This window comes from Citrifermentans bremense (assembly GCF_014218275.1).
GTDB lineage: Bacteria > Desulfobacterota > Desulfuromonadia > Geobacterales > Geobacteraceae > Geomonas > Geomonas pelophila.
On sequence record NZ_AP023213.1, the window covers coordinates 2,842,593 to 2,855,235 of the forward strand.

Genomic DNA, 12,643 nt, shown 5'->3' on the forward strand with positions numbered 1-12,643 from the left:
AGTCCCTTTTCAATCAATAGCGGTAGGAGAGCTAAGCAGTATAGCCAACTAATCGTTTCCGCCCAAGCATTTTCTACCGCAAGCCCGCTAGCCGATGCAGTACGGGCGGGTTTTCATCCAGTCGGCAAGCAGGGGCCCGAGCCACTCCTCCAACCCGGGGGTCTGGTAGAAGCGGGGAAGGAGCAGGTCGTCGCCTTCGGCAATCACTCCTTCCCTCCTGGCCACCTCCGCAAGAGGCGTCTCAGGGTAGATGCGGATCCCTGTGGAAAGCTTCAGCATGTCGAGCTGCAGGGATTCGGCGAAATCTAGGCTCTCCTGCACCGTCTCCCTTGTTTCTCCGGGGGCGCCGAACATGAGGAAGCCCATCCTGGCGATGCCGTGGCGCCGGAGCAGCTCGGAAGCCTGGCGGACCTGGTCCAGGTTGTACTTCTTGTTGAGGCTTTTCAGGATGCCGGGCGACCCGCTCTCGAAGCCGAGGCTCACCTCGACGCAGCCGGCGCGGGCCATCCTGGAGACCATCTCCTCGTCGACGAATCCAGGGTAGAGGATGCAGCGCCAGCGTATGCCGAGACCCGCCGAGAAGATGGCGTCGCACAGGCTCTTCGCGTATTCGGGGGGGAAGTTGAAGGTGTTGTCGACGAAATAGAAGTTCTTGAACCCGGCGGCGACATGGCGGGAGAGCGCTTCCAGCACCGTCTCGACGGGATGCGTCCTGATTGCGGTCCCCTCCAGTGCCGGCGTCGAGCAGTAGCTGCATTTCATCGGGCAGCCGCGCCTGGTCTGCAGCGGGATCCAGAGCTCGTCCGCCCGCCCCGCCGGAACCGACCAAAGGGAAGGATCGGGAAAGGGAAGCTCTTCCAACCCGCCCCTCACGGCGGAGCCCATCTGCACCGGCTTCCCTGGGAGACACAGGCCTGCGATGCCGGAGAGGTCGGCTCCCGCTTTGAGTGCGTCGAGAAGCGCCGTGAAGGCAAGTTCGCCCTCGCCGCAGATTCCCATGTCGGCGCCGAGGTAGCCGAGCATCGCCTCGGGGAAGATGCTGAAGGCGGCGCCCCCCACGACCGTTGGCGCATCGGAGAGGGACCTGCAAAGCGCAACCGTTTCCCGAACCGGCTCGAGGAGGAACTTCGGATCCGCCATGCTCTGGTTGTCGACGTTCCTGACCGAGATGCCGATAACCTCAGGGTTGAAGCTGGCGATGGCGTCCCGGATGAGCGACTGGTGGTCGCTTCCCCCCATCAGGTCGAGCAGGCGCACCTCGTGGCCGGCGTTGCGGGTGGCGACTGCGACGCAGTTGAGCCCCAAAGGTAGCGGCACCATGTTGATGGTTTCAGTATTCGCGGAAATTAACAGCACACGCATCTCGCTGCTCCTCCAATACCTTCGCTTTTTAGTTCAGGATCAAGCCTTCTTCACGAACTCGGATTTCAGCTGCATGGCGCCTATGCCGTCGATTTTGCAGTCGATGTCGTGGTCCCCGGAGACTATGCGGATGTTTCTTACCTTGGTGCCGACCTTCACCACCGAGGAGGAGCCTTTTATCTTCAGGTCCTTGATCACGGTTACGGAATCGCCGTCGTTTAGGACGTTGCCGAACGCGTCGCGCACGACGCTGTCGGAGGCTTCGCTCTCCGCGGCTATCTGCGGCCACTCGTTGCCGCACTCGGGGCAGACGTACAGGCTCCCATCCTCGTAGGTGTATTCGGACTTGCAGGAAGGGCATTGCGGCAGGTTGGACATTGGTATTCCTCTTTCTTCCATGGTTTTTACAGCAGGGCAGCAATATATAACCCCGAGGCCGTTTTTGCAAACCTCAAAAACAGAGGCAGAAGCTTTAACCACAGAGGACACAGAGGGTCACAGAGGAAAAACAGAAGCAGGAAAAACACAAGTCAAAAGCTTTACCACAGAGGTCGCAGAGGAACACTGAGGTCACTAAGAGAAGCAAAAGACTTTCGGGGTGAACCCCAAAAGGCCGTTGTTTTTGCTTTCCTCAGATTTTCCTCTGTGTACCTCTGTGTCCTCTGTGGTGAGTGCTTTGGGTTTTGGGTTAGGCGGCGCGCCTGCGGATCAAGTGAACTGAAGTCGCTTTGAAGGAGGCAAAAACCGGTCTCCCCTCGTAGAGGGCAAGTTCGGTGAAGGATTCGCGGGTTACATAAGAGGTCAAGTGGAAACCGCAGTCGAGCTGGAGCTTTAGGAAGGGCCCCATCGAGGAGATCTCGGTGATGGTCCCCGGAAAGAGGTTCCTGACGCTGGTCTTTTCCGGAGCGGAATTGATGCTGACGCTGACATTCTCGGGCCTGATGCAGCAATACACGTTTTCGCCCGGTTCTGCATCCCCCACCGTGTCGATCTCTTGCCCGCACACCGCCACCGCCACCTGCTGATAACGGTTGCTTACCACTTCCCCTTCCAGGATGGTCTCCATCCCCACGAAGTTGGCTACAAACTCGTTGACAGGGTGGTTCATCACCGCGGCCGGGGTACCTTGCTGCACCAGCCTGCCGCTGTTCATGACCACGATCCGGTCCGACATCCTGAGCGCCTCGGACTGGTCGTGGGTGACCAGCACGGCGGAGATCCCGTTTTCCCGGATGATCCGGTCCATGTCCTCGGTGAGCGCCTGCCTGGTGGGAGGGTCGAGGTTGGCGAACGGCTCGTCGAAGAAGATGAGTTCGGGCTCGACGGCGAAGGCGCGGGCGAGGCTGACGCGGCGGGCCTCGCCGCCTGAGAGCTTGCGGGCGGAGCGCTGGGCCATGTCGGCCAGGTTGAAGCGCTCCAGGTAGGTCATCACCCGGCTGCGGATATCGCCCCGCCCCATTCCCCTAAGCTTCAGCCCGCTCGCAACGTTGTCGTAGATGGTGCTGTCGAACAGAAGCGGTTCCTGGAGCACCATGGCCATCTTGCGGCGCAGTTGAAGGAAATCGGCATCGCTTACGATCTCCTCCCCTTGAAAACTGAGTCTGCCGCTTTTGCGCGGCATCAGCCCCATCAGGGAAAGAAGCAGAGTCGACTTACCAGCGCCGTTTGGCCCGATGAGAGAGACGAACTCGTTTTTGTACAAACAAAAAGAGGGTATGTCGAGTATCTGCACACCACCTCGATCTACCCTCAAGTCTTTTTGTTCAAGCACTACTTGCTGCTGTGTCATCTAGGTCTTTCCCGCTGCTGGATGTAGGTCAGGACGATGTTGATCGCGAAGCAGAATAGCAGAAGAATGACGGAGAGGGCAATCGCTATGTCGAAATTGCCCCTCCCGGTTTCCATCACAGTCGCCGTGGTGAGGACCCTGGTGTACCCCCTGACGTTGCCCCCCACCATGATCGAGGCGCCGACCTCGGAGATGACCCCGCCGAAACCGGCCATCACACCCGCCATAAGCGGGAGCCTCGCCTCCTTGACCAGCATCCAGACCATCTGGACCCTCGTCGCCCCGAGGGCGAGGATCTGCAGCCTGAGGTTGGCCGGGAGGTTCTGCATGGCGCCGATGGTGATCCCCATGACGATGGGGGTGGCGATCACCGACTGGGCGATGACGATCGCCGTCGGCGTGTACAGGAGCTCCAGGAACCCCAGCGGCCCGTTTCTCCAGAGGAGGATGGAGACGAACAGGCCGACGACGACCGGGGGAAGCCCCATGCCGGTGTTGACCACGCTGACCAGGATCTTCTTCCCCGGGAAGCGGGTCAGGGCGACGAGGGTGCCGATCGAGATGCCGAGCACCAGGCTTATCAGCGTCGCCAGCCCCGAAACCTTGAGCGAGAGCAGGGCGATATCCAGCACCTCGCCATCGAGCGAGACGAGGAGCTGGAACGCCTTGATTACCCCTTCAAGAATGATGTCCATTACTCAGGCTTGCCGGCATCGGCGAAGAAGAGCGGGGAGCCGAACTCCTTCTTGCCGAAGGTGCTGATGACCTGCTGCGCTTTCTTGGAGACGATGAAGTCGGAGAAGGCCTTCGCCCCTGCGCTGTTCACCTTGGGCCACTTGGCGGGGTTCACTTCGATGACGTGGTAGATGTTGAGGAGCTTCGGCTCGCCCTGCACCATGATCTCGAGGCCCAGGTGCGCCTTCTTGTTGAGCGCCAAGTAGGTGCCGCGGTCGGCCAGGAGGTACCCCTTCTTCTCGGCGGCCACGTTCAGGGTCTCACCCATGCCAAGGCCGGTCTGCTGGAACCATTTCTGCCCCTCGGGGTTCATCCCCGCCGCCTTGAAAAGCCCTTTCTCTTTGGCGTGGGTCCCGGAGTTGTCGCCCCTGGAGAGGAAGAGGGAGTTGGAAGCTGCGATCGCCTTGAGCGCGTCCGCTGCGGTCTTGGCGCCGCGGATCTTCGCAGGGTCGCCGGCAGGTCCGAGGAGGATGAAGTCGTTGTGCATAACGAGCTTCCTGTTCACGCCAAACCCACCCGCCATGAACGTCTTTTCAGCCTCAGGAGAGTGAACCAGCAGCACGTCGGCCTCCCCCTTCTCACCCATCTTCATGGCCTGGCCGCTCCCCACGGAAATGGTTTTCACGAAGTAGCCGGTCTGCTTCTCGAACATGGGAATGAGCACGTCCAGAAGCCCGGAATCCTGGGTGCTGGTGGTGGTGGCGAGGATCACCGCTTTCTCGGCCGCCCACCCGGAGGGGACGGAGGCTACGGCGGTGAGCACGAAGAGTGCGGCGAAAAGGGACATCATCTTGGCGAAACGCTTCATAAACTTTCTCCTTTGATCATATTTACTGATACCTGTTGGCGAAATCTTCAGTCACTGCTTGGTTCAACGGGCGGCCAGCCCCCGTGTTCCCTCGAAGGACCTGGCGAGGCTATTGCTACCCTAGCGAAAGAGGCTATTTGTCCCCCCTTGAGAGTGAGGTCATTACGTTCCCCACTTTGTGAAGGTTCATCGAAGGATTCCGGGATACCTGGAGTATGTTGCCACCAAGCGCTGCACGAGAACTGAAGTTCCCCCCTTTGCGAAGGGGGGACAGGGGGGATTTGCCTTTGTCAGCACATTGCCCGCGCTATAGCGAATCAGATATAACGAATGGCCGCGAAAAAGGGAACAGCCGGGCCGTTCCCTTCTTCGCGCGACTAGCTCACGCCCAAGATGACACTGGAGGCCTTGAAGAGTGTGCAGGCATGCCCCCCAACCTTGAGACCCAGGTTTTGGGAGCTTCCGTGCGTGATGACGGCGCTGATGGTGTTGCCGCCCCCCACTTCGACATCGACCTCGGTGGAGACAGGCCCCTCGATGATTTTGGCGACCGTGCCGCACATGACGTTGCGGGCGCTGATCTTCGCGTCGTGCAGGTCGCTCCCCACCATCACCGAGCTGGCCTTGATGATGGCGTAGGCGCTTGCGCCCTCTTTGAGGGCAAGGTTCTCGACGGCTGCGTTGGTGACCACCGCAATAAGCGGGGCGCCGCCGCCGGTAAGTGAAAGGGCGACCTCAGAGTTGACGGCACCCTTGGTGATCTTCGTTACGGTTCCTGCCAGGACGTTACGGGCACTTACTTTCATGGATATCCTCCTCAAAAGCTGGTAGAGGCTTTGGGTGTCCCCCAGCCTCACCTCAAGATTCTCCAGGAATTTCCTGTGTTCTTCCTGGAGTACGCCGTACTGCCTAACCACCTCTTTGCCATATCCGGTGAGGGTAGTGCCACCCCCACCCTTCCCCCCGGTCACCCGCTCTACCAGCGGCTGATCGGCGAGGTTGTTGATCATGTTGACCAGGTCCCAGGCGTTCTTGTAGCTGATGCCGACCGCCTTGGCCGCCTTGGTGATTGAACCGACCTCGTCGATACTCTTAAGAAGCGCGATCCGGTCACCGCCCAGGAATTTCTGCTCGTCCTTTTGAAACCAAAGGGAACCGTCGAGTTCCATGCCCCCCTGCTTTTTACGGCTCAAATCTCACCTCGTCGTGCAGTCGCACTCTGGTAGAAGCGGTTATTGAGGCCGTTCGACTCGCGCCGGCCAACGTATACAACGTCGTTATAGCACAACATATATAGCGTTGAACAGCTTGTATACGCAATCATCATTGGAGCATCGAATAACGGTCATGCCGGGCATAAAACCTGATATTGAGTATAACCGATTGGGGAATAATTAAAGCGGAAATTTTTGAGACAGAAAATTTGCTGGTTCTGTCAGAGGTCGTCTTTTTGTGCCTGTACGGCGGAGAGGTATTCTGACCGATTCCAGGTGGTCATGCAGGAAGGTTTCTCCGGGTCGGGCTCGCAGAGGTAGATCTCGTCGCCGGGGTGTCCGGTGATGCGCATGCCGGCCGAGCGGAGCATCGCTTCGACCGCGGCATGGTTTGCGATCCACCAGTTGGTGGGATCTCCTGCAAATCGCTCTTCTATGAAGGCCAGCTTCGGCCATCCCTTCTCAAGCAAGGCATCGCGCTCGTTGATCCAGAAGTCGGACTGCCCCGCCACCTCGCGTCCTGGCATGGTGACGGTCTGGAAGAGCATCATCCCCGCCGTCTTCTGGGCCACGATGTCGAGCGCCAGCATGGGGTAGCGCAGGTGGTAGAAGACCCCCATGAAGAGCACCAGGTCGAATTTCCCGGTGAGGCGCGCCAGGTCGTAGACCTGCATCTGGCGGAAATCGACCAGCCCCTCCAGCCCGTACTGCCCTGCCGCCCAGCGCGCCTGGTCCAGGTAGTGCGAGTCGCAGTCGATGCCCAAGACCCGCGCCCCACGGCGCGCCAGCTCGAAGCTGTAGAAACCGGCGTTGCAGCCGATGTCGAGCGCGCTCCAGCCGGAAAGGTCGTCGGGGATGCTGGGAGCGATCTCGCGCCACTTGAAGCTGGGGAAATCCCCCAGGAAGTGGTCGGGCGCGGTTTCCCTCCCATCGGGGAGGTGCAGGTTGTGGAACCAGGGGGAAAGCTCCCTTATTTCATCGTCAATGGATCTCATTTTGGTCTCGGGCATACCTTGGCACCGTCCATTTCATCAAATGATGCAGCTGACATGTTCACTTCGCCGCCTTGCTGCCCAGTTTCCCTTCGCGCCTCAACAGATCACCTGGAGGTCAGATACTCCTCGAGTTCCTCGGCGCGGCAGGCGGCGGAATGGGAGCGGAGCACCCTTTGGCGGGCGCGCTCGCCGATGGCCCGGCGCTCATCCTCGGGGAAGCGCTGCAGGATGCGGAGCATCTGCTGATAGTCGAAAGCGAGCAGGATCTCTTCGCCCGGTAGGAAGAACTGATCCAGGCCGGGCCAATGGTCGCTCACCACCGGCACCGCGCAGGATGCGGCCTCGAAAAGCCTGACGCTCGGCGAATAGCCTGCCAGGAGCATCTGCTTCCGGGTGAGGTTCAGGGTGAAGCGCTGGGAGCTGTAAAACTCGCTGTGGCACTCGGGAGGGAGGTGCTCGATGCGGTGCGTGTTTTCGGTCCAGGCGACGTCGGCGGGGTACTGCGCGCCGGCGACCGCGAAGCGCCCTTTTTTCCAGGAGCGCGCCGGCCTGATCAAGAGCTCCTCCAGGCCGGGCTGCCGGTCCGGGCTGTAGGTCCCCAGATACCCCAGGTCCCAGCGCGGCGTGACCGGCATCGGGTAGTGCACCAGAGGGTCGACCGAGCAGTATAGGGCGCGGGCGGCCGGGGAGCCGTACTCGCGTTCGATCTGGTCCAAGGTTGGGCCGCCGGTGAAGGAGAGGTAGAGGTCGTAGTGCGGGACCAGCTCCCGGTTCAGGTACTTGCACTCACCCCTGGCCAGGGACGCGAGGGTGACCGGGGTGTCGATGTCGTAGAACGCGGTGATCCCCTTGGCGTTCTTCGTCACCCACTTACCCACCTCGATCCCCTGGTGCACGTAGGAGCCGACGATGACGCAGTCGGCATCGCAGATTTCCGGCCCGTACTCGCCCAAGAGCCTTTCCAGGGAGTCGTAGATTATCGTGCTGCAGAAGGAGGGCTCGGGGAGGTCGCGGTTGGAGGCGTACCACTTCGCGTCGCGCTCCAGAAACAGCACCTCATGGCCGCGCCGGTCCATCTCGCGCAGAAGCCCGCGGTAGGTGGTGGCATGACCGTTGCCCCAGGACGAGGTGATCGAAAGGCCGAAGATCACGATCTTCATAACGTCCCCCCCGTAGATGGCTTTCCCTTGGCTCCGGCAGAGAAGATCTCCTGGAACTGCCGGGCGCGGTGGGCGTAGGTGTGCTGCGCCCGCACCCGGGTGAGGGCCCGCGACCCGACCGCCGCGGCGAGCGACGGGGTGAGCCGGTCCATGATCTCGGCGACCTCCTCGCCGCTTGCCGCGACGTAGATCTCGCGCTCCGGCTCGAAGAACTGCTCCACCCCTTCCCACTGGTCCGTGATCATGCAGGCCCCGGCGCCGGCGGCCTCGAAGACGCGGGTCGCTGGCGAGAAGCCGTTTCTCGCCATGCCGTCGCGGCTCACGTTGAGCACCGCCATCGGGCTGCAGTTGAAGGCGTTGTGGTCGCAGGTCCCCAGGTGCCCCAGGTACTTCACGTTGCCGGACCTCTCCTTGTCGTCCCAGCCGCTTCCGGCAAGAAGGAAGCTGCGCTCCGGCAGGCGCTTGGCCACGGCGAGGAAGAATTCCTCCACCCGCCGCTCCCGGTCCGGGAGCCGGTTCCCCAGAAACGAAAGGTCCGCCTCCAGTCGCGGCTCGGAATGCACCGGGTAATGGGTTTCGGGATCGAGCGCGTTGTAGATGGGGATGCAGGTGCGCGCGCCGAAGCTTGTGTAGCGGCGGACGATGGGGTCGCCACCGCCATAGGTGAGGACGAGGTCGTACTGGGGGATCAGCGCGCGGAAGGGATCATTGGTGTTGGCGGCGATACGCTCCAGGGTGGCAGGGGCGTCGACGTCCCAGAAGATCACCTGGGTCCCCTCGTTCTTGAGCCGCAGCACCTCGCGCTCCAGCAGTTCATCGAAGACGCCGACGCCGCTTGCCTTGATGACCAGGTCTGATCCCTTGGCAGCCTCCAGCGAACGCATCACCCCTGACTCGGTAGCCGGGTAGACCACCACCTTCGCCCAGTCGGGGTCATCCATATCCCGGTGCGACTGCCGCTCGTAGGCGTCCGGTTCGTAGAAGACGATGCGGTGCCCCAGGCCCGCCAGGGCCCGGACCATGCCGCGGTAATAGGTGGCGGCGCCGTTCCAGTAGGCTGAAACGAGGCTCGAGGCGAAAAAGGCGATGGAAAGAGGTGCGCCCATGGTCGTTCCTTTTCTGGTTCGTGGTCCGTTCAAGCGTTAAGCCCCAACTCGCTGCAGATCTGCAAAAGCTCATCTATACGGTGGCCGCAGGTGTGCCGCGCCAGGATGGTGCCACGGCCGTGGCTGGCCAGGCGTCCGGCGCGGGCGGGGTCATCCAGAAGAAGGCGCATCTGCCGCTGCATCTGCTCTCCGCTGTCGGCGAAGATGAAGTCGTCGTCGGGGGAAAAGAGCTCGTCGCAGTCGTCCCAGGGTGCCGAGATGAGGGGGATGCCGCAGGCCAGTGCCTCGAAGGGGCGGATGGTCGGAATTCCCGGGAGCGCGGTGACGTAAGGGCGGCGCGGGATGTGGACGGTGAGCCGGAAGCGGCTGAAGACCCTGGGAACCTCGAAGTTGGGGAGCCAGCCGCCGTAGGTGATCCCCGCCTCCTGCAGCAGTTTCAAAGCGTGTTTAGGATAGCGGACGCCGTAGACCGTCGCCTTCAGCCCCAGCCGCCGCACCGGTTCCACCAAGAACTCGCGGATCTCCTTGCTCCTCTCGTCGTCCCCCCAGTTGCCGATCCACACCACGTCCCCCGACTTCTGCGCGGCCCCCACAGGTTTGAAGACCCTGACGTCCGCGGCCTCGTGCCAGATCCAGACCCGCTCCGCCCAGCTGTTTTGCAGGTATATCTCCCTGATCTTGCCGCCGTAGGCCAGGACCCCGTCGAACCCGGAGAGATCGTAGGCGTCCATGGCCTTCGTGTTGGTGACGCTGCGGTGATGGGTGTCGTGAAAGAGCAGGCGGTAGTTCCCCTTGGATTTTCGGTGCTCCCCGACCCTTTGCACCAGCTCGTGCTCGTTCCATTCGTGCACGATGACCAGGTCCGCCCCGGAGAGCGCCTGGTCGAGGTACAGCTGCTTGAGCTCGTAAGGTATCCCCGAAAGACCCGGATACACCTCCTTGAAGCGCCGCAGGGCATCTACCCGTTTTTCACGCAGAAGGTTCTCGTAGCTCCAGCCGTTCTTCGGCTCGTAGACGCGGACCTCGTGCCCCCTGTGGCGCAGCTCGGTCGCGACGCCGCGCAGGAAGTGGGCGTTGCCGTGGTTCCAGTCCGAAACCAGGGAGTGATAAAACATGACTACACGCATCGGGCAATCCTCTGGTTGTCCCACTCCCCAGCGGGGGAGGGTCGGGATGGGGGAACGGTTCAGCTCTCCCGGCACAACTGGCGGTACAGCGCCAGGTATCCCGCCACCATCTTGGCCGCCGTGAATTTGCGGCTTTGCGCCAGCGCCTTGTTTCCCAGGCTCTCCTGCCTCGGGCGGTCCGTGCAGAGCCGGCAGAGTTCCTCCTGGAGCCGGTCCGGGGAGTTCGGGTCGACGAAGATGGCGGCGCCGTCCCAGAGTTCGCGCAGGCTGGGGATGTCGCCCAGCACCAGGGCGCATCCGGAGAGCGCCGCCTCCAGGACGGTAAGCCCGAAGGGCTCGTAGCGCGCGGGCAGCGCGTACACGGACGCCGCCGCGTACCAGGGGGCAAGTTCGTCCGAGGAAAGGAAACCGAGTCGGTTCACCCCCTCCATGGTCACGCTCCCCCCGCCGGGATGGTTGATCTCCCCCGCCACGTACACCGGCCAGGGGAGGTCGTAGGCGTTGCGCACCAGTGCGCCGATGTTCTTCGCCTCGTCCCACACCCGCCCAACCGACAGGATGAAGTCCTGCTTGTGTCCGGGGCGGAACCTGGTGCGGCTGCGGGCGTTGTGGACCACCCTCCCCTCGGGAAGGGGGAGGTACAGCTTCTGGATGTTTTGGAGCATGGCGGCCGACGGGGCCGCAACGAGGTCGGCGGCGGCGAGCCCCTGAGCCACGCGCTCCCGGTACTTATGGTACCGGGACGGGAGTTCCTCCCGCCGCACCGCCTGCCACCAGGAAAGGAGACAGGAGTGCGCGACCACGAGGCAGGGGCTTTGCCAGGGGAGCGCGGCGTGCGCGTATCCGTTCAGGTGCACCAGGTCCGGGCGCAGTCGGTTTTCCAGCTCCAGGAGCCAGGCGCCGCTTTGCTCCACGTCGGCCCAGGGGTCGTCCATCCACTCCAGCCGGTAACGGCTTTCATACAGGGTGACGTTCCCTTCGTCCGCCACCTCGCGGCGCTGCTCCTGGGAAAGGGGCTGCCCCATGGTGGCCAGGGCCACTTCCACCCCGAAGACGGAAAGGCCGCGCGCAAGCTCCAGCACGTAGGTCCAGACGCCGCCGATGGGATCGGCGGTCATCAGGACCAGTCGCGGCGGAACCGAGGCAGCGGCCTCGTCACACCCCTTGCTGCAATCCGAATCGGTCATGGCTACTGCTTTCCTCCTACTTCTCCTCCACCCGGAGGGGGGACGGGCATGGGCGGTCCCCCTCCCGACCCTCCCCCTCCGGGGGCGGGAACTCAAGCTGCAGACTTCATTTTTTCACCAGCGAAGACCTTGGCGCCATCGCCACCGCTCCAGCCTGTTACCTGCCATAGGCCGCGTCCAAGACCGCCGCCACCTGGATCAGGTTCTCCGCTTGCGGGTCATAGCTCCCCGACCCGGCCCTCAACTGCCGCACCCACTCTACGGCGCACCTCCCCCCCCAGTCGTCCGGCGGGGTGGCGATGGTTTCGGTGTGGGTGCCGTGGAAGCGCTCGGCGACGAAGTCGTAGAAGGAACCCTGGACGTTCCTGAAGGCGACCCCACCCTGGGTCCCGTAGAAGCTCGACTCGATCACCGCGTCCCTCCCCGCGGAGACGTTCCAGGAGCAGGCCACCCGCACAGCGTGCCCGTTTCCCAATACGAGCGAGACGACGGCGTAGTCCTCAACCTTGCCCGATCCCCCCTTGAGCCTCTGCCCCCCGGAGAAGATCGAGCTGGAGACGCTGCGCACCTGCGGGTACCCGAAGAACCAGAGGGCAAGATCGACCAGGTGGCTCCCAAGGTCCATGAGGCACCCGCCCCCCGAGAGTTCGGCGTCGTAGAACCAGGCCTTGTCCGGGCCGTAGGCGTTATGGAAGACGAGGTCGGCGGCGTAGACTTCGCCCAGTTCTCCCGAGCTGACCAGCTGATACATCTTCTGTATGGCGTCGGTAAAGCGGTAGGAGAAGTCGACGCCCAAAAGGCGGTTGGCGGCCCGGGCGGTGTTCACCACCATCTGAGCTTCATAGGCGCTTCTGCCCAGGGGTTTCTGGCAAAAGACGGAGAGACCCGCCTCCAGTGCCCGTACCGCCTGCGAGCAGTGCCCGGCGCTGGGGGTGGCTATGACCACCGCGTCGAGCCCAAGCTCCAGTAGCGCGTCCAGCGATTCGACCACCGCGGCGCCGGGAGCGAGCTTTGCCGCCTCGGCGGCGTTTTCCCGGCAGACGTCGGCTATGGCGGCCACCTCGGCCTCTTTGCTGTCCAGTATCGCCTGCAGACGATGGCGACCGATCCAGCCGGTCCCCAAAAACCCGATCCTTGGCAGTGCTTGCTTTTTCTTCATC

12 protein-coding genes are annotated in these 12,643 nt (G+C 62.5%); all 12 read right to left on the reverse strand.

The window, feature by feature from the left end; all coding sequences use genetic code 11:
• Nucleotides 1-87: 87 nt before the first annotated feature.
• Nucleotides 88-1,362 carry a B12-binding domain-containing radical SAM protein gene (locus GEOBRER4_RS12480; protein ID WP_185242574.1) on the reverse strand — a complete coding sequence of 425 codons (1,275 nt, stop codon included), beginning with the start codon at nucleotides 1,360-1,362 and terminating at the stop codon, nucleotides 88-90.
• Between the two features lie 39 nt (nucleotides 1,363-1,401).
• Nucleotides 1,402-1,740: a zinc ribbon domain-containing protein YjdM gene (locus GEOBRER4_RS12485; protein ID WP_085812310.1), complete on the reverse strand. Its 339-nt coding sequence runs from the start codon at nucleotides 1,738-1,740 to the stop codon at nucleotides 1,402-1,404.
• A gap of 310 nt (nucleotides 1,741-2,050) precedes the next feature.
• Entirely contained in the window at nucleotides 2,051-3,094 is a 1,044-nt protein-coding gene (locus GEOBRER4_RS12490; RefSeq protein ID WP_226377781.1) for an ABC transporter ATP-binding protein, read from the reverse strand.
• A gap of 53 nt (nucleotides 3,095-3,147) precedes the next feature.
• Nucleotides 3,148-3,846: an ABC transporter permease gene (locus GEOBRER4_RS12495; protein WP_085812308.1), complete on the reverse strand. Its 699-nt coding sequence runs from the start codon at nucleotides 3,844-3,846 to the stop codon at nucleotides 3,148-3,150.
• Nucleotides 3,846-4,694: a substrate-binding domain-containing protein gene (locus GEOBRER4_RS12500; protein WP_185242576.1), complete on the reverse strand. Its 849-nt coding sequence runs from the start codon at nucleotides 4,692-4,694 to the stop codon at nucleotides 3,846-3,848. Before GEOBRER4_RS12500 ends, GEOBRER4_RS12495 begins: the two co-directional genes overlap by 1 nt.
• 377 nt (nucleotides 4,695-5,071) lie before the next feature.
• A complete protein-coding gene (locus tag GEOBRER4_RS12505; RefSeq protein ID WP_318842558.1) occupies nucleotides 5,072-5,887 on the reverse strand; it encodes a TOBE domain-containing protein in 816 nt (271 codons plus the stop codon).
• A 242-nt stretch (nucleotides 5,888-6,129) separates the two neighbouring features.
• Complete coding sequence (locus tag GEOBRER4_RS12510) at nucleotides 6,130-6,903, reverse strand: TIGR04290 family methyltransferase (protein ID WP_226377782.1); 774 nt, start codon at nucleotides 6,901-6,903, stop codon at nucleotides 6,130-6,132.
• 104 nt (nucleotides 6,904-7,007) lie between these two features.
• Nucleotides 7,008-8,063, reverse strand: a complete 1,056-nt coding sequence (locus tag GEOBRER4_RS12515) for a CgeB family protein (RefSeq protein ID WP_185242578.1) — start codon at nucleotides 8,061-8,063, stop codon at nucleotides 7,008-7,010.
• Nucleotides 8,060-9,169 (reverse strand): CgeB family protein, encoded by a 1,110-nt coding sequence (locus tag GEOBRER4_RS12520; RefSeq protein ID WP_185242579.1) that lies wholly within the window; start codon nucleotides 9,167-9,169, stop codon nucleotides 8,060-8,062. The genes GEOBRER4_RS12515 and GEOBRER4_RS12520 overlap by 4 nt, the downstream gene beginning before the upstream one ends.
• 29 nt (nucleotides 9,170-9,198) lie before the next feature.
• Entirely contained in the window at nucleotides 9,199-10,296 is a 1,098-nt protein-coding gene (locus GEOBRER4_RS12525) for a CgeB family protein (RefSeq protein WP_185242580.1), read from the reverse strand.
• Between the two features lie 59 nt (nucleotides 10,297-10,355).
• Complete coding sequence (locus GEOBRER4_RS12530) at nucleotides 10,356-11,483, reverse strand: glycosyltransferase family 4 protein (RefSeq protein ID WP_185242581.1); 1,128 nt, start codon at nucleotides 11,481-11,483, stop codon at nucleotides 10,356-10,358.
• Nucleotides 11,484-11,640: 157 nt separating this feature from the next.
• Entirely contained in the window at nucleotides 11,641-12,642 is a 1,002-nt protein-coding gene (locus GEOBRER4_RS12535; RefSeq protein WP_185242582.1) for a Gfo/Idh/MocA family protein, read from the reverse strand.
• Nucleotide 12,643 lies beyond the last annotated feature (1 nt).